This is a genomic window from Paucibacter sp. KCTC 42545, from assembly GCF_001477625.1.
Lineage (GTDB): Bacteria > Pseudomonadota > Gammaproteobacteria > Burkholderiales > Burkholderiaceae_C > Paucibacter_A.
Window position 1 is genome coordinate 4558676 of record NZ_CP013692.1, and the last position, 19595, is coordinate 4578270.

The 19595-nt window shown below is 60.8% G+C and carries 2 protein-coding genes; both read right to left on the reverse strand.

Annotation, left to right across the window (positions count from 1 at the left end):
- Positions 1 to 42: 42 nt before the first annotated feature.
- The gene (locus AT984_RS19560; RefSeq protein ID WP_058721535.1) at positions 43 to 381 is read right to left on the reverse strand and encodes a hypothetical protein; all 339 of its coding nucleotides are present in this window, start codon (positions 379 to 381) and stop codon (positions 43 to 45) included.
- Positions 378 to 19574 carry a hemagglutinin repeat-containing protein gene (locus AT984_RS23095; RefSeq protein WP_156422124.1) on the reverse strand — a complete coding sequence of 6399 codons (19197 nt, stop codon included), beginning with the start codon at positions 19572 to 19574 and terminating at the stop codon, positions 378 to 380. Before AT984_RS23095 ends, AT984_RS19560 begins: the two co-directional genes overlap by 4 nt.
- Positions 19575 to 19595 lie beyond the last annotated feature (21 nt).

Sequence of the window (19595 nt, forward strand, 5' to 3'; positions counted from 1 at the left end):
GGCATAGCGGTAACCCGTGAGGGCTGCGACTTGTTCGCCTGGTCAAGAGCCATCAACCACGCCATCTTCGTCTATCTTGTTATAAGGGAAACCTTTAATTGCCAGCATAAACTTGCTCAGTAGTTCTAATCCCTCAAGGTTACTCCATTCCTGCAGATTGGTTTCAAAATACCAATAGTTCATGTTTGGAACCACAAATGGTTTATCGATTTTCTTTTCCTTGGCAAGCCGCAGGGCGTCAACAAAAGGTGGGTACTGAGAAAATATTCCCAGGTCCTTAAACTTATTGCTATCGGCTGCTATCCGCCGCTCGAGCGCGAATGCAATCATCTGGAATTGGTTTTTGTCTTCTTCGCTGAAAACAATATCAGGCCAGCTCATTTGTTACCTCCAATCGTGCCAATCGGCTTTGGCTCAGTCCACAACGAACGGTTGGGGACGATGGTTTGTTGTGCTCCACCAACTGCTTTGTATGCGTTTTGTTCCACAGGCGCGACTGTGCTGGTAAATACCTTGGGTGCAGTGCCCGGTTTTGGCGCGATGGCGTACGCCTCAAACCCCAGTTGCGCACCACGAACGCTTTGCTCTGCTGGCAGTCCCAGGCGCTGACTAATTTCGGCAGGGCTGAGTTTGCTCAATGCGTCGTACTCTGATCGTGTCATGAAATAGGGTGAAAACGCACCAACACCATCACTGCCTACAACATTTTTCGGCACCACCTTGATCAGCTCTTCGTTGACCGAGACAGTCCGAACAACAGGTAAAGCATTGCCGGTTTTCAACACATCCGTTGCATAGTCGAGCGCTCGATCTGCTGTTACCCCCGCCGCCTGATACTCAGCAATCAACGCCTTTGCCTGAGGTGTCTGCATCACCTCAGGCGTAACGTTCACGCCCTTCGCACCAAACTTGCTGATGTCCTCGTAAGACAATTTGGCTGCTGCGCTGTTAGCTGCTTGCTGCGCAGTCGCGGCGCTCACCACACTGCCAGCTTTGGCCGCAGCACCAATGCCCAGCGCTGCTTCCGCGTAACTAGCTGCCTCTGGGCTTAGGCCCACAGCTTGTAAAGTGGCGTTCAGTGCAGTGTTTTCCGGCTGACCCGACACCAATTGCTTTGCTCCGGTCAAAGCCGCATCTGCACTGAATGTTGCTACAGCTGCATTGGCGACGCAGCCAATGCCCGTGGCGCAACTGACTGGGGCAGTTGCAGCGCTTGCAGCTACTCCCAATCCTCCCAATACAGCTTGTCCAGCGCCTACTGCGCGAGTGGTGAGCTGGTAGGTGTTATTCAGTTGCTTGGCTGAGTCAATGTTCTTGTCACTCAACACCCCTTGTGTGCTGTAGTTGAACAGTCCCTGCTGCGCCTGTAGCTGCTGACGTTCGGCAGCGAAGGCATCACTACTCCCGGCATCGGCTAACGCTTTGAGCGCGGTGTAGGTAGAACTGCCTTCGGGGTACTCGGCGTAGCACTGCACGAGAGCACAAGCTACTGCGGTCAGGCGCGCCTCTTTTTGTGGATCGCCTTTAGCTAAATCCTTGATTCGAAGGGTTTCCTTCGAATGCAACTGCCGGTTGTTCAAATCCTGATTGAAACCCGCCGCCGCACCGGCCACGCCCCCCACCGCTGCACCTGCCGCCGCTGCCACAGCGCCCGCGCTCAGTTGGGCCACACCCTTGGCCGCTTCCGGACTCATCCCCGCCGCCACAAGCTTGTCTTGCAGGCCAGCTTGCATCTTTTCCAGTGCCGGCGCTGACGCTGCGCTCAGCCCGGCGCCCACGGCACCGCCTACATTGCCAGTTAGCCCACCAACGACCGCGTGCGCAGCCACCCGGTAGACGCCGCCTTCATCCCACTTCTTGGCCTCATCCAGCAAGGCTTGCTTCTTGTCTTGGTCATCTTCCTTGTTGGCTTGGGCTTTGAGTTCGTCCGTCTTGGTTTTGAAGCGGTCCCCCACCGCCTTGCTCGCAGCACTCCCGAACTGCTGCACGATCTGCGCATTCAGGCCCGCCTGCTCCTGCAGCTTCTGCCCATCCCAGCCTTGCTGGAGGCCATTGCCCGTGCTTTGGCTGCTGACGCTGCGGTCTAGTTTGCTCAGGGCGCTGGTGTCGCCATGGGTGATGGTCAGCTGGCCTTGGCTGATGCCGGCTTTGCTCGTGCTGCTGTCATCCCCGCTGGTCTTGAAGGCCCCGGCGCTGTTGCCGCTGCCAACGCTGGTGCCCACAGTGAGGCTCACAGACTCGGCCTTGTACTGGCTGTAGTTGTTGAGGTCACTGGCAGTGAGGCTGCCGGTGCTCAAGCTGTTTTTGTTGTCCGTGATGGCGGCCTGACTGCTGGAGATGACGCCGCCCTTGAGGTCGGTGTTGCCTTTGACCTTGACTTGGAAGCCGCCGTCCCCCGCCTTGATGCCGCTTTGCTCGGCCACGCTCAAGAAGTCTGCGCTGACCTGGGTCTGGCTGGCGCTCAGGCTGCCACTGAAGCTGCCGGGGGAGACGGTCACGCTGCCCGAGAGGCTTTGGTCCTTGCTGGCGAACTTGGCGCTGTCTTGCAAACTCTGAACCTTCAGATCCCCACCCACATCGGCCTTGACTTGCTGGCCTTGCACCACGGCGCCTTGCAAGACGGTGTCCCCACCCGACTGGAGGCTGACCTGCTCGCGGGCCTTGATGTGGGTGTTGGCATAGCTTTGATCGCTGCCGTCGCTATTGCCTCGCGCCATGCTGGCGTTGGCGGTGAAGCCGTCTTTGCTGCCTTCGCCCAGACCTATGGACAGACCAGCAGCTCCGCTGACGCTTTGGTTGTCGGATTGCTGGCTGCTGCTGTTGGCGGCCGCTTGCAGGCTGAGTTGGTTTTGTGCGCTGAGTTGGACGTTCCGCGCGCTGAGCTCGCTGCCGCGGATCAGCACATTGCTGTCTGGCCCGGCGCCTTGGGCGCTGATGTTGACTCGGCCGCCTGCCGTGACCGAGCTGCCAGCCCCTTGCTCGCTTTGATTGGTTTGCTGGCTGGTGGCTTTGCTGCCGCCCACGGTCAGGCTCAGGCTGATGCCTTTGTTGTCGGACTTTTCTTCGATGTCTTTGGCGAGCTTGGCCAGATCCTTGGCCGCTTCGATGGCCTTGAGGGCCGCTGTGGCTGCCGCGAGGGCCTTCATGCGCGGGTCTTCGGCTTGTGTGGCTTGTCTTGCGGCGCTCGCTGCACTCATGGCTCCGTCCAGGCCTGGCACGCTCAAGGCCAGGGTCAAGCCGCTTTGGGTGAAGGCGGTCTTGTTGACGTCAGTGGCCTTTTGCTGGGCCTCGGTGATGGCTACGCTTTGCGCCAGGATGTCGACGTTGCCGCCCAATGCTTGCACGGCCGAGCCGGTTTGGGTGTAGCCCTTGCCGGTTTGGATCAACACATCTCCCCCCAGGCTGGCCACGGTGCTGGCTGCAGCACTGTCGCCCTGGTGGTCTCTCTCTTGGCTGAGCTTGCGGGTGCCCACGGTGAAGCCAATGCCGCCCGAGCTGAGCAGGCCGCTGGTGGTGGTGCTTTGGTCTTGTGAGGTGGTGAGGTTGTTGATGGCGGAAACGACACTCACATCCCGCCCGGCAATGAGCTGGGTGCCGGCATCGCTGATGACCTGGGAGCCACTGAGGCTCAGATCTCGCCCTGCGTTCAGGTGAACGGTGTTGCCGCTGATCGTGCTGGCGTTTTGCAGGGTTTCTTCAGACCTGCTGGCGGAGGTTTGTGTGCTGTGGCTCAGCAAACCGCTGGACTCTTGGCGGCTCGCCGTGCTGGTCTTGTTTTGCGTGGCCAGGGCGTTGACCAACAGATCGTTGGCAGCGCTGAGTTGCACTGCGCCTAAGCTGCTGTTCAGGCTTGCGCCTTGCAGGGTGATGTCGCCTGTCTTGGCGATGACGGTGAGGTCTTTGCCGGCGGTGAGTGTGCCGCCACTCAGGCTTTGCTGGCTGATGGCCGCTTGGGAGAAGCCGCTGCTGTGCACCCCTTGCATGTCTGAGCTTTGGGTGTTGAGTCCGGCGGCGATGTTGACGCTGGCGCCTTGCAGGCCCAGCGTGTTTCCGGCACTCACTTGGCTGGCTTTGAGATCCAGGGCAGCACCTGCAATCAGCGTGGCTTTGCCTTCTGCGCTGAGTTGGCTGCCGAACTGGGCCGTGCCGGCGGACTGGGCATAGCTGCCCGTGCCATTCAGGCCTCCCGCGTTGACTTGTTGCGGGCTGAGTTTGAGTGCCAAGCTGTCGCTGGTTTGCACGGCGCTCACGCTCAAGTTTCTTCCGGCCAGGCCTTGCAGGTCTGCGCTGGCTTGGACTTGGGCCCCGGCGGCCAGCAGGTCGCGCGCGGCTTGCAGGGTGACGTTCCCGCCTTGCACGGTGGCGATGCGGTCGATGCTGGTGTGGCCGATGGCGCCGGCTGCGAAGTCGCTGGCTGTGGTTTGGGTGGTGGTTTGCAAGATGATGTCGCGCCCCGCGCTGGCCATCAAAACGCCGTTGTTGCTGGCCTGCCGGCCGTCGCCCGTGGCGATGAGGCTGCCGCCCATGTTGACCAGGTCTTGCCCAGCGGACAGCAGCAGGTCTTGCCCTCGGAGGCTGCCACCGGTGTTGCGCAAGTCTTTGGCGGCGCTCACGTTCAACGTGCCACTGCTTTGCAGGGCGGCGTTGTCGTTGACGATGTCGCCGCTGCTCTTGAGGGTGATGCTGCTGGCCGCGATCAAGGCGCCACCGCTTTGCAAGTCGCCCGACTGGGGTCGACGCAGGTAAACCTGCGGCACCAGCACTTCTTGGCTGCTGCCGTCTGCCAAGGTGACGGTTTGAGTGGTCAGCCAGACGATGTCGGTGGTGAGCTGCGCCATCAACTCAGGCGACAGGCTCACGCCAGGGGTGAGCTGGTAGCGCTTGGCGAAGGCGACACCTGCTTGCATGAGCGCTTGATACTCGGTTTGCGTGTCGCTGTAGCCGCTCAGGAAGCGCTGGCCGGTGAGCGCAAGAATGGCGTCGGCCACTTGGCGTTGCTCGTAAAAACCGTCGCCCAAACGCTTCATGCTGTGGCTGGGGTCAGCGGTCAGTTGCTGCAGCATGTAGTCGCTGGAGACAAAGGTCTTGTAGTTGGTGAAGCGCGGGTCAGTCTCTACCAAGGCTTTGCTGCCAGGAGCAGCGTCGATCTTAAAAACAGCGTTCTGCGGCAGCGCCAAGCTGGGCCGCGTCGTCAAGATGACGTCTCGCGCACGCTCTAAAGTACCGGGCAGGCGGAGCAGTTGAATGTCTTGAGGCTTGTTTGCGCCCACCGTGGTCGTACGACCGGGCGCAGAAGCATCCGATGCGCCAACAGTCGCTCGCTTATCGCTATTGAGAGCTGCCAGGTTCGCCGAGACGGAGCTGGCCTGTTGCTCGGGCTGAGCGATGTTTGCCGGTGTGTTCGGCTGCGTTGGGCGAACGGGCTGGACCGGTGTTTTAGCGTGATCAGGGAACCCGGGCCGCACAGGCTGCACAGAAGGCTCGGGCCGATCTGCGAGTCCGGGTCGTGTGGGGTTCACCGTGCCATCGGGCAACTCGGGGTGATCAGGCCTCACTGGGCGCACGGGGGCCACGGTTTGATCGGCCAAGCCGGGTTGATCTGGACTGTTGGGACCCACAGGGCGAATGGCAGGAACAGTCAGATCGGGGCCTTGAGTGCCCTTGTCGAGTTTTGCCGTCGATGGCGCCCCCGGACCTTGCCCCGAAGCACTGCCACTGGCCGAGAGTTGAGCTTGCTGCAAGGACGCCGGACCGGCAGCCCCTGCAACACCCACTTGAGCGCTGGCGTTCAAGCCACTCACTTGGCTCTGATGCGTCGCAGCGCGTTGACTGGCCCCTTCAAGGACTGCGGCGGCTGCCGCCGCCGCGACCTGGGCCTGCGTGACACCGCGCACCTCGGTGTTGCCCCCATCGACAGCTTCGGTTCGCACTTGGGACTGAACCGCACCAGCGAGCTCTGCTCGGGAGTCATTGGCCTTGGCAAGGCCTTTTCCGACGACTTGGTTGACTGCAGCGCCACCCAGTTCCGTATAGGTGTAGCTCATCACGCTGGAAGTCGTGGTCGTACCCGGATCGCTGTAGGCGGTGACATCACTCGCCGACTTAATCCCTGAGTGCTTACCGCCACCCCAGAAGTCGGTGTAAAGCGCTTGAGCCGTCCCGCTGCTGGCGACAGTCTTGGAGCCTTGCACGCCTTGATTGACGATACTTTCTACGTTGCCGGTGATGGCTCCACCGGCCACCACGCGGCTGCTGCTGTTGAGCAGGCTGCCCCCATTGAGCACGATGTTGCCGCCGGCCAGGATTTGCCCCTGCACGCCCGGGTCTTGCACCACGGTTTCCGTGATGGTCTGCTGGGTGACTTTGCGTTCTACCCAATTGTGGTCATTGCGTCGAGCCAGATCTTCGTTGTACGCATAGATGGCCGAGCCCAACTGGTCGTAGCGCGCCTGAAACGCAGAGTGGTAGTTCTCCAGTGCCGTCCAGTAGGTGCCGCACGCACCGGTGGTGTCCTTGACGTTGCCGCCATCATTGTCGGACAAGGTGCATCCGTCCAGTTGCCGATCCGACGGCATGGCGGGAGTCACAAGATCAGTCGGGGCCGCAACTTTGAGGCGCGCCCAGATTGGGTTGTTCGCGTCGTAGTTGTAGACCTTGGTGCATTCATTGTCCCGGTAGCACTCGTAGCCCCAGCTGTCCGTTGTGATGAAACGCCAACCGTTGGCCACCGCGTTGATGTCATCAATGAAGGGGTATTGCTTGCTGGGCAGGACCCAGCCGCTGATGCGATGGTTTTGACCGTTGTCACCCAAGGACAGCCGCATGGTCGAGGTGTCGCACCAGGTTTGGCCGCACAGATCCATGCCGTCACTGCTGCTGATGAAGGTCAGGTTGACGGCTTCTGTGTAGGTGCGAGTCCCGGTCTGCAAGCCCACGTTCAGGTTGCTCACCGCCGTGTTGTTGAAGTTGATATGGCCACCCGCTTCGATCCGACTGGCTGAGTTGCTCAGGGTCTGCGCGCCGCCGTCACCGAACGTCAAATTTCCGTCGGCATAAATCAAGGCGCCGCGATTGTTTTGAATGCTGGGCGCATGGAGTTGCATGTCGCCCCGCGACATGAGCGCGCCTGTGCCTTCGTTGGTCAAGCTCTGGGATGCGCGAATCAGCAGTCCCGTGCCATAAACCGCCCCCTTGTTGCTGAAGGTCGCGGCCGTGATGCGTGTATCTCCCGTGGATGCATCAACAACGCCCGAATTGTTGAACTCGCCTGCCGTCAGCACGGTGTTGCGTCCGGCGCTGATTTCTCCGGTGTTGGTCAAACGCCCTGTTGTGGCGTCGAGGGTACTGAGCGTCAGGTCTTGTGCAGCATGCAGCGTGCCGCTATTGGTGATGTGGGTCGCGTTGAGCGTGAGGTTGCGAGAAGCGCTGACGTTGGAGGTGTTGTTGTAATCCCCGCTGATGTTCAGGGTCAGGTCACTGGCGCTGACCAGGCTTCCGGCCAAGCTCTGGCTTTGGGTGTTGATGGTCAGTGCCTGATTGGCAATCACCGTTCCACCCGCGTTGCTGAGCGTGGGCGCGTTGAGCGTCAAGGCGTTTTGAGCCTGCAAGAGGCCCGCATCGTTGATGAGGTTTTGCGCGTTCGCCTGCAAGTCCAGATTGGCCGTGACCTTGCCGCCGGTGTTATCAAAACTTCGCAGCGCCTGGTCCTGACTTCCCAGATTCACGATCTGGGCGGAGATCGTGCCAGCTTGGCCCTCACTGCCACTCAAGATGGCCGCTCTGCCGGCGCCTGCGGCGCCGCTGGTAACGGCCCCTGACGCCCGGTTGATCAAAGCATCTGCCGAGACACTCAGCGTGCCATCACTCGCAAGTTGTCCCCCTGTGTTGTTGATCGTGCCGGCGACCGTCAAGTCCAGGTTGCCGTGCGTGGCAATGCGGCCACCGGCCGAGTTGTCCAACTCATGGGCATTGATCTTCGCCGCGGCGGCTCCACTGGCCAGGATGGCGCCTTCATGGCTGTTGTCCAAGACCTGGCCCACATTGACCGCTAAAGCGCCACCGGCCCCAACGTAGCCGCCTTGGTTGTTGAAGGACTGGCTGACGTTGAGCGTCATGTCGCCTGCAGAGATCAGACCGCCGGAGGCGCTGCTTCCTCCGTTGTTTGATGTATTGGTCAACGTATTGTTCAAGGACTCAGCGATCAGCCTCATGCTGCCGCTGGACTGCAGCAAGCCGCCCGCGTTGTTCACCTGCTGGGCTTGGATGCTGAGCACGCCAGCGGCTGCACTGGCAGCCGTCCCGACCGCAGCAGTGAGCCCGCCCGCGTTGCTGAAATCCGTGCTCACGATATCAATCGTGCTGGCGCGCAGTACGCCCGCTTTGGCACTGGGAAGATGCTGTTGATTGCTCAAGGTGCCACTGCGAATCGTCAAGACGTTTGCGGCCAGGATCTGCCCGCCGTCATTCAGCAAACTCTGACCTTGGGTGTCGATCAGCACCTGACCTTGACTGCTGCCGATTTGCCCCTGGGTGTTGTCCAGGGCTTGGCTGCTGACCCGCAGGTCGCCCACCGCGCCCACCTTGCCTGAGGCGGTGTTGAGCATGCCGGTCGCATTCAGCGTCAATGCGCCCAAGCTGTTGATACTGCCGGACTGGTTGTTGCTGAGGCTGCCCAGATTGAGTTGGGCCGCCTGGGCACTCGCGATCTGACCGCGCTGATTGTTCAAATCTGCGCTCACGGTCAGGTTCAAACCTGCATAAGAACTGCCAATCTGACCGCCCGTGTTGTCCAGGTTTTGTGCGCTCACCTCCAGCGCTCCGTCAGCGATGACCCGTCCGCCCGCATTCTTGAACGCCGTCGCATGGAGTGTGGCCGCTTTGAGACTTTGCAAACTGCCCGCGACATTGCCCAACACACCATTGGTGAGGGTTGTGGCACTCACTTGCAATTGCTCGGCACTGGCGATGCTGCCGCCGCTGTTGTCCAACTCGCCGGCCTGGGCACTCAACGAGCCCCCAGCGACGACTTTGCCGCCCTGGTTGTTCACGCTTCCCGAGCCAGTGTTCAAGCGAACATTGGCGCGACTGCTGATGCTGCCGCTACGGTTGTCCAGACTGCCTGACTCTAGGCTGAGCGCCTCCACGGCTTGAACCGTGCCGCCAGCATTCTGGAAAAGGCCCTCCGTCTTGATCTTGAGATCAGCCAAGCTGGCCAGGGCGCCGCCGCTGTTGTCGACGCTGGCAGCGGACAGGTCCAGCGCGCCTTGCGTCTGGAGCTTGCTGCCATCTTGGTTGCTGAGAGCTGCGCTCACATGAACCGTCGCAATGCCTCCTGACTGCAGCAAGGCTTGACGCGTTTGGCTGAGGTTTTGCGCATCGATGTTCAGCCGACCCTGGGCCAGGATCTGGCCGCCCAGGTTTTGCATTTCCTGCCCGGTGAAGCTGAGGCCTGCTCCACTCTGCACTCGACCCGAATTCAGCAACGTCGGACTGCTGATGAGCATCTCTTGCGCACTGGCGATGTCACCCGCGTTGATCAGGCTGTGCTGAGCGTTGACCTTGAGTGCACCGCCGCTGACCAGTTGGCCACCCAGCGCGACGCTCAAATCTTGGCTGTTCAGCGTCAAGACGCTCGCATCGCCAGCGGTGTTCATGACGCCGGTGCCATTGCTGAGTTGTGCTGCAGTGACCGTCAAAGCCTCACCACCGAGGATACGGCCTTGGTCGTTGAAGAGGCTTTGCGAGCTCAGCGTCAAGGATGTTTTGGCTTGCAGCAGGCCTTGCGCGTTATTGACGCGTCCGGCAGCTGTGTCGCTGCTTTGCACGGTCAGTCCAGCGTTGCTGGCAATCACACCGCCCACATTGGTACGAAGACTGCCCAGCGTCAGATCAGCGTTTTGCGCGCTGTGGATGGTGCCGGCGTCATTGCTCAGGTCTTGCGTGAGGTTCAGCGTCAACGCTGCACCGCTGCTGAGCAGGCCGCTCTTGTTTTGAAGACTTTGCGCGTTCAACAACAGCGATTGATTGGCCCCCAGTTGACCTTGGGTGTTGTCGATGGCCTCGGCATTCACGCTCAACGCACCTTGGCTGCTCAACTTGCCCTGGACATTATTCATGGAGGACGCGCTGATCTGCATCGCGCCCACGCTGACCCATTGGCCCAAGCTGTTGTCCACCGAGCCCGCACGTGCCTGCAACTCCCCACCCGCAACGATGCGGCCGGCATGGTTCACCAGGGCGCCCGCCGCATGTGCGGCACCGTCCTGAACGTCCAGCTTGAGGTTTTGCTGCGCGCTGATCAGGCCCGTGTTTTGCAAGCCGCCGCCCAAGATGCTGAGGCTTTGATCGGCTGCCACAGTGCCACTGTTTTGGATTGGTCCGCTAGCGCTCAGGCTCAGCGCCGCATGGCTGGCGATACTGCCAGCGTTGTCCATGCGATCAGCAGTCACGCCGAGTTCACCCATTGCGGCAATGCTGCTGCCGACCTGGTTGTTCAAAGCGCCGCTCAGCGTGAGCGTGGCTTGGCCCGCACTGGCCAAGCTGGCGGTCTGTTGAGCTCTACTGTCTTGGGTGAACGAGGCTGCCTTGAGCACCAGATTGCCGCCAGCCCCGATGCTGCTGCCGCTGTTGGAGACCCCATCGCGAATATCTAAATGGGTGTCTGCGCCAGATTGCAGAACGGCGCCCGCGCTTTGGCTCAGACTGCCGGCGCTCACGCGGAACTGATTTGCGGCGACGAGTTTGCCGCCCACATTGTTCAAAGCACCACTCACCTGCAGGGCCGCGTCGGCGCCACTTTGCAGCATGCCTTGGTTGTCGACGTGGTCTGCGGTGAGACTCAGTCCTCCAAGGGCAGCAACACTGCCTTTGTTTTGCAGCGAGTTGACCGTCAGGGTGAGCGTGGCCGATGAAGGTGAATCGGTGTTTTGAGCGTAGATCACGCCGCCTTGGCTACCCCCTTGGCTCCGCGCTTGACCGACGAGTTCTCCGTTATTCAAGGCTTTCGCACGAAGATTGACTGAACCGGCTGAGGCACTGATTTCTCCACCGGAATTGTCCACATCCCCCGCGGTGATCTGTGTCGACTTGGCACTCAGAACACGGCCGCCCACATTGCTCAAATCTGCGGACTGAACTGCCAAACTGCCCTGCGCCTGAATGATGCCGCCGTCATTGACCAGGCGCTGTCCGGCGCTGTTGATGCGCACATCAGCACGGCTGATCAAACGGCCGCCTTGATTGTTGATCTGGCCGGTCAACTCCAAGGGGCCGCCGATGATTTGACCGCCGGCGAAGTCGCCGGGCTGCAGCACAGCTTGGCTGGTGTCGGTGCTGTTATTCAGGGTCTGGGTGTCGAGTTTCACCGCCCCTAGAGCGCTGATTTGCCCGCCAAGGTTCTGCAGGTCCGTGGCGATGGCGCGCAGGTCGGCTTGGCTGGCAATGACACCTCGGCGGTTGCTCAAGGTTTGGGCGCTCAGCTCGGCCGTGCCGGCAGCGGTCAGCACGCCGCGGTCATTGTTCAAACTGCTGTCAACACTCAGCATCGCGGTGCCTAGCGCCTGCACAGTGCCTTGCGCGTTCGTGAAGTCGCGCGCATGCAGTTTGAGCGCCTGATTGCTAGCAATGAGACCTTGGGTGTTGGTGACCTCCCCGCTGGCGGTCAAGGTCAAACCGGTCGTACCCAACAACTTGCCCTGGCTGTTGTTCAGTGAACTCAGGTTCAATTGCGCGCTGCTGGCGCTACTGCCGATTTGGCCGCCCGTGTTGTCGAGCGCCCCCGCTTGCAACTGCAGAGCGCCCGCAGAAACAATTTGACCGCCGATGTTCTGGTGCTTGGCGCTCAAGTCCGTTGCTTCTAGGGTCAGGCCAAGACCTGCACCGATCGCTCCGCTGTTGTTGAAGCTGCTGACCTTGAGTTCGGCTTGCCCCCCGGCCTGCACGGTGCCGCCCAGATTGCTGAGTTGACCGGCGTTGTTCAGGGTCAGGCTGCCAGCCGTGGCGATGGTGGCCCCCTCATTACTCAGGGTCTGCGTGCTCAGCTTCAACGGCCCCTGGGCCTGGATGGCGCTCGAGCCGGAATTGCTCAGCGATCCGGCAATGGTGGTGGTGAGCGCTGCACCGCTGGCCAGAACGGCGCCATGACTTTGGGTGAGACGGTCTGCGCTGACTTCGGCATCGCCCCCGCTGACGATGCGCCCCCCCACGCTATTCAGGGCTTGCGACACAGTCAGGTTCAAGGCACCGCCGCTTTGCAACAGGCCGCTGTGATCCAAGTGTTGCGCTTTGATCGTCGCTTTGGCGTCGCTGCTCAAGGTGCCGGCGTTGAGCACGTCACCGGAAGTGATCAGTTGCAAATCACCATGACTGCTGATCAAGCCCAAGACCTTGTTGTTGATGCCGTTGTTCAAGCCCGTCAGCGTCAAGCTTGCCGCGCCGCCACTGCTGCCAATTTGACCGCCGGAGTTATCGAGCGCACCGGCTTGCACAAGCAGTGCACCGGTCGAGACGATTTGACCGCCAATGTTTTGATTCTTGGCGCTGAGGTCCCTGGCTTCGAGGCTCAGGGTTTGAGCTGCGTTGATGACGCCACTGTTGCTGAAGCTTGCGACTTGGAGCTCGGCCTTGCCTCCCGCCTGGATACGGCCTGTCTGGTTAGGTCCGGCCAGATTGCTGAGCTGACCGACACTGCTGAGGAACAAGTGCCCTTCGGTGACGATGGCGCTGTCGTTACTCAAGGTTTGCGCGCTCACCGTCATAGGCCCTTTGGCCTGGATCGCACTCGCACCGGTGTTGCTCAGGGATCCTGCAACGCTTGCCGTGAGCGCAGCACCGCTGGCCAGGACCGCACCCCGGCTCTGGGCAAGACTGCCCGCTGTGAGTTCGGTGTCTCCAACACTGAGGATGCGCCCGCCCGTGCTGTTCACGGCGTTCGTCACGCTCAGGCTCAGTGAACTGCCGCTTTGCAAGACGCCGCTGTGATCCAAGGTTTGTGCTTTGACCGTGGTGTTGGCATCACTGCTCACGGTGCCCGCATTGAGCAGCTCACCTGTGCTGATCAGTTGCAAGTCGCCATGACTGCTGATGAGGCCCCGGATGCCCTTGTTCAGGCCATTTTTCAAGCCCGTCAGCGCCAAGTCGGCCGAACCGGCGCTGCTGCCAATTTGCCCGCCCGAGTTGTCGAGCGCCCCGGCTTGAAGCACAAGGGCACCGGTCGAGACGATTTGGCCACCGATGTTTTGATTCTTCGCGCTGATCTCAGTCGCTTGGAGGGTCAGGTTTTGCGCCGCACTGATCGAACCGCTGTTGCTGAAGCTGCCGACCTTGAGCTCCGCCTGTCCACCCGCCTGCACGCGTCCCCCCAAGTTGCTGAGTTGACCCGTGCTACTGAGGGTCAAGCGGCCTTCGGTGGCGATCGAGCCGTCGTTACTCAAGCTTTGCGCGCTCACCGCCAGCGGCCCCTTGGCCTGGATGGCACTCAAGCCGGTGTTGCTCAATGAGCGCGCCACGCTTGCGCTGAGCGCGCCACCGCTGGCAAGCACCGCACCCTGACTTTGATTCAAGGTGCCAGCGCTGAGTTCCGTGTCACCCACGCTGAGGATGCGCCCGCCGGTACTGTCCAAGGCTTGCGCCACATTCAGGCTCAGCGCACTGCCGCTTTGCACCACGCCGCTGAGATCCAAGGTTTGTGCCTTGACTGTGGCCTTCGCGTCGCTGCTCAACGTGCCCGCATTGATCAGCTCACCGGTGCTGATCAGTTGCAAGTCACCGTGACTGCTGATCAAGCCCTGGGTGACTTTGTTAGTGCTGCCGCTGTTGTTGCCGATATTGATACCGTTATTCAAGCCAGTCAGTGTCAGGCTTGCCGTTCCAGAACTGCTGCCGATTTGACCGCCCGAGTTGTCGAGCGCTCCGCCTTGCAGCAGGAGCGTCCCGGTCGACACAATTTGGCCGCCGATGTTGAGATTCTTCGCACTGAGGTCTGTTGCCTCTAGGTTCAGGCTTTGACCCGCACTGATCGTGCCGCTGTTGTTGAAACTGCTGACTTTGATCGCGGCCTGCCCCCCTGCCTGCAAGCGGCCATTCAAGTTGCTGAGTTGCCCGGCGATCAGCGCCGTATTCCCCGCACTGATGATGCTTCCGCCGGAGTTGTTCAGGGCTTGCGCGACGTCCAGGTTCAGCGCCGCCCCACTTTGCAACACACCGCTGTTTTGAAGAACGGAGGCCTTGACCACGGCCTTGGCATCACTATTCAGGGTGCCTGCATTGAGCAACTCACCGCTGCTCAGATTCAAGTCACCATGGCTGCTGATCAGGCCCGCGCTGCCGTTCTTGATGCCGCTGCTGACTCCGTTGTTCAGGCGGCTGAGCGTCAAGCTGGCCGCGCCGCCACTGCTGCCGATCTGACCGGCTGTATTGTCGAGAACACCGGCTTGCAACTGAAGTGCGCCGGCCGAGACGATTTTGCCGCCGATGTTTTGATTCCTCGCGGCTGTGTCAGTTGCCTCCAGGGTCAACCTTTGTGCCGCGCTGATCGCGCCGCTGTTGTTGAAGCTGCCAACCGTCAGTTCCGCCTGGCCACGTGCTTGCACACTGCCGCTCAGGTTACTGAGTTGACCCGCACTGCTCAGGAACAAATTGCCCTCAGTAGCAATGGCACCGCCATCATTGCTTACGGTCTGCGCCGTCACTCGCAACGGCCCCTGGGCCTGGATGGCACTCGCGCCTGTGTTGCTCAAGGCTCCGGAGATATTGGTGGCGAGCGCCGCACCGCTGACCAAAGCGGCGCCGCGGCTTTGCGCAAAGCTGCCTGCACTGATGTCGCTATCACCCGCACTGAGAATACGGCCGGCGCTGTTGCTCAAGGCTTGGGCCACATCCAGCTTCAGGGTGCTGCCGCTTTGCAACAGGCCGCTGTGATCCAAGGTTTGCGCTTTGATGACGGCCTTGGCATCGCTGTTCAGAGTGCCCTCATTGAGCAGAGCACCGTGGCTACTGATCTGCAACTCACCCTGGCTGCTGATCAAGCCTTTAGCGCCAGTGCTTTGATTCTTGGCGGCACTGTCCGTAGCTTCAAGGGTCAAGCTTTGACCCGAGGTGATCGCACCGCTGTTGTTGAAGCTGCCAACCGTCAGTTGCGCGGGGCCTCGTGCCTGGACGCTGCCGCTCGAATTGCTGAGGTGCCCAGTACTGCTCAGGTTCAACGCCGCGTTGCTGACGATGGTGCCCCCGTCATTGCTGAGGGCTTGAGTCGTCACACTCAGGGGACCCTGAGACTGGATGACGCTTGCCTCCGTGTTGCTCAGTGCTCCGGCAACGTGGGTGGTGAGCGCCGCTCCACTGGCCAGCAGAGCTCCACCGCTTTGGGTCAATCGCCCCGCGACGAGGTCGATGTCGCCCGCGCTGATGATGCGTCCGGCCGAGTTTTTGAGGGCTTGCGCTACGTTCAGCCTCAAGTGAGTGCCGCTCTGCAGCACACCGCTGTGCTCCAGGGTTTGCGCACTCACCGTGGTCGCGGCATCACTGCTCAAGGTGCCTGCGTTCAGCAGCTCGCCACTCACGCTGAGCTGCAAATCGCCATGGCTGCTGATTAAACCCTTGGTGCCGCTTTTCGCTCCGCTGGCTCCTGTGTTGACTCCCGTGACGGCGCCAAAGCCACTCAAGGTGGGCAACTCGCCATTGATCAAGCGGCTCAATTCCACGCGAGCCGTGCCAGCACTGCTCCCCACTTGGCCGCCCGAGTTGTCGAGCGCCCCGGCTTGCAGCACAAGCGCACCGGTCGAGACAATTTGCCCACCGGTGTTTTGATTCTTGGCACTGCGGTCCGTTACGTCCAGCGTCAAGCCTTGACCCGAGGTGATCGCGCCGCTGTTGTTGAAACTACCGACCTGGAGCTCGGACTGGCCCCGCGACTGCACGCGACCACTCAAGTTGCTGAGCTGGTCCGCGCTGAGGAGCCTCAGTTCAGCGTTGCTAGCGATGGTCCCGCTGTCATTGATGAGAGTTTGGGCGGCCACACCCAGCGGCCCCTCGGACTGCATGACGCTAGCGCCGGTGTTGCTCAGAGTGCCTGCAATGCTTGTCGTGAGTGCTGCGCCGCTGGCCATGACTGCACCACGGCTTTGGCTGAAGCTGCCGGCGCTGAGTTCGGTATCGCCGGCGCTGATGATGCGACCCGCCGTGCTGCTCAAGCCTTGTTCCACGTTCAGGCGCAAGGTGCCGCCGCTTTGCAGCAGGCCACTGTGATCCAAAGTTTGCGCGTTGACCGTGGTGTTGGCATCACTGCTCAGGGTGCCGGCATTCACCAGAGTGCCGCTGCTGTTCAGCTGCAACTCACCTTGGCTGCTGATCAGGCCCTGCTTGCCATTGTTCTGACCATTGTTCAAGCCGGCCAGCGACAAGGTCGCACGGCCCGACTTGCTGGAGATCTCGCCTGCGGTGTTGTTGACATCTGTCGCGCGCAGGTCGATCTGTTGCGCACCGAGAAGTTGCCCTTGGCTGTTGTCCAGCACGTCCGCCGCAAGGCTGAGCTTGCCGCCAGCGGACACCTGACCCGCCTGGTTCAGAAACTCTTTGCCTCGGGTGTCTAGAGTCAGGTCGCCGCCTGTGAGCAGTTTTCCTGCTCGGTTGTCGATTTGGGCAGCCGAAAGCGTCAAGGTCTGACTGCCGATAACCTGGCCTGACTTATTGATCAGGGCACCGGGCGTGCCAGCGCGCTTGTTGAGTTCAAGGACGGTGTTAGCTGAAGCGACTTGACCGGCGCTGTTGTCCAGGTCGCTGGCGTGCACATTTAGGCTTTGGCCGCTCAGCAACTGACCTTGTGCGTTGTTCACGCCTCCTGCGCTGACGATCGCGAGTTGACTCGCAGCGCTCACAATGCCCTGCGCATTGTTCAGGGGACGATCCAAGGAATTGCTCAAATCGCCATCTGCACGCACTTCGATTGAGGCGTTGCTGAGGATTCGGCCAGCTTGGTTGTTGACCTGCGCCGCGTGCAGGCTTAGATCCCCTTGAGCGCTGAGACGACCTTGCGTGTTGTCGAGCGAGCCGGTGGTGATGCTCAGACCTTGCCCTGAAGCGATCTCCGCACGGTTGGTGAGACTTGAAGCAGTGATGCTCAGCGCCTTTGCGCTGCTGATGGTGGCGCCCTTGCTGCCGATATTGCCGCCGCCCTTACCGATGATGTCTGCTTGGTTGCTCACTGACTGGGCCGAGAGCACCAAGTCCCCCTGAGATGAAATGCTGCCGCCTGTGTTCGTCAGTACGTTGGCCTGAAGCGTCAGGCCAGCTGCACTCACCAAACTGGCTTGGTTGTTCAAGTTAAGCGTCTGAATCTGCCCCAAGCCTTCGGCGGCGATCTGCGCCCCATTGAGGTTGTTCAGCGTGGAGGCACTCAGCTGTAAGCCGCCTGCACTGTGAATCACGCCTGCATCGTTTTGCAAGGTCGCGGTCTTCAGCGTCAAGCCACTGGCACCCGCACTTAAAGTTCCCGCAGCGTTGCTGAAGGTGTTGTCCAAATTGAGGACGGCCGCACCGGCGGCGCTGATCCAGGCATGGTCGTTGACCAGGCTGCGAGCGCTGATGTCGAGCGTGCCTCCCTCTTTACCGCGCGAGACGATTTGCCCATGGTCGGACTGAAGGTCTCCTGCTTTGAGAGAGAGTTGGCCGTCAGAAACCAAGAGTCCGGAACCATTGTTCAACACCTGGCCGCGTGCATCGATGTCCAGAACGCTCTTGCCTGATATCACACCGCCCCGGTTGCCCAATACCGCCGCTTGGATGGAACTGGTCTGGTCGCTGGCGATCAACGCGGGATTGGTACTGCTGGCGTTATTGATCAGGCCTGATGCTTGGAGCTGCAAGGCACTGGCGCCCAGCAGCTTGCCACCAGTGTTGTCCACCACACCAGGACTGCTGATCAAGAGCTGACCATTGGCAAGGAAGGTGCCATCTCGATTCGAGATGTTGGCGCCTTGCACGTTGACATCATGCTGAGCCAACCAGAGTCCCCGCGTGTTGCTGAGTTCAGTGCCGGCACTCAGTTGGAGGTCTAGGCTGTTGCTGCGTGTATCACTTGCGACCAGTGCACCGCCATTGGCATTCAAATGTGTCGCGGCACCGCTGGTGAGCTGCGTTTGCGTCAAGTTCAGTTGTTGAGCGCTCAAGTTCAGCTGGCCTTGCGCCTGCCATTGACCTGCGTTATCGATCAACTCTTGAGCGTTCAACTGAAGGTCGCCGGCACTGGCGATGAGCCCGCTGGTGTGCGCCAAGCCCTTGACTCGGAGGTCCAGCGCTGAGCTCGACCCATGCTGAACCAGGGTCCCACGCTGATCCAAGCCGGCACTGCTCACTTGCAGGCCGCCCGCACTCTCCACACGCCCAGTGACGGTCAAATCGCCAGCGGTACTCAGGGCCAGGTCGCCAGGCGCTGTCGCATTGACAGTGGGAGCAGTCTGAATCAGGCCAGACAGGTGCATGTCGCTTGCGCTGTCCAGTCGCATGGCCTGACTGGCGTAGGCGTCTTTGAGGGTCAAATGGCCGCTGCTGCTCAGGCGCAAGTCCCCTTGCAGCGCGGCGAGTCGTCCTGTGGAATTGACGCCCAGGCCGCGTTCAGTCGAGACCAGATAGATCTGGCGCGCGTACATGCCTCCCAGGTCTTTGATATCGATTGCAAAGCTGGGGGCGCTTGTCGAGCTCTGAGTGCCGGCATTGGCCTGCGACTCCACCGTCGGCAATTGGCCGGGTCGCGCATAGCTGATCGAGTTGACGCCGCTCACCACTTGAAGCGCCTGCGCCCAAACCTCGCCCTCGACCCGCAAATTGCGCGCAAAAAGATCCAGTTGTTCAAGTTGCGCAGCATTGAGGCCGCCGCTGGCAATCTGCAGTTGGCCCTGCTGCACATCAAACCCTTGCAGCCCGCCCTGTGCAGCGTAGGTGGGGAGCCCTGTCGTCAGTGTGGCTCTGCCTGCGTTGGTGAAGCCCAAGCCATCGACAAGCAGCCCGTTGGGATTGCTGATGACGATGTCCGCTCGGCGGCCGGCGACTTCGATGACGCCTTTGAGTTGGCTGGCCTGAGTGCCGAGTACCTCATTGACGATGACACGGGCTGGCACATAGCCCAGTTGTGGATTGGCCGCAATCCAGCCCCCCAGCTGAGGCTGCACAGCGCTTGAACTGTTATTCAGAATCAAGCCCTGCGCGTCAACGTTGAAGTGACTAAATTGATTGCGGCTAACGCCCGCTGTGCTCGGCGCGACAATGTGCACCACCGGTACGCCATTGGCCGCTGCGTCAACAATGGGTCGCGCTTTTACCCCCGTGCTCGCGGAGGTCGGTGCCGATTGGATGCCTTGAGCCCAGCTCTGTGGGGAGACCCATAAGGTCAAGCCTATGGTGCACAAGGCTGCGAACGCAACTGTTTGCCACGGCCTAGCGGGGCCGCCCTGCGCACCCGCACCTCGGGTTTGCCCCGTCGCGCCAGCGCTGCCGCCTCCGCCCGAGCTGCTGGCCACCTCTTGCACCGCCATGAGTTGCTGACGATGGCGATTGAAGACAATACGAAAACACTTCTTGTTCATGGGGCTTCAGCTCGAAACGAA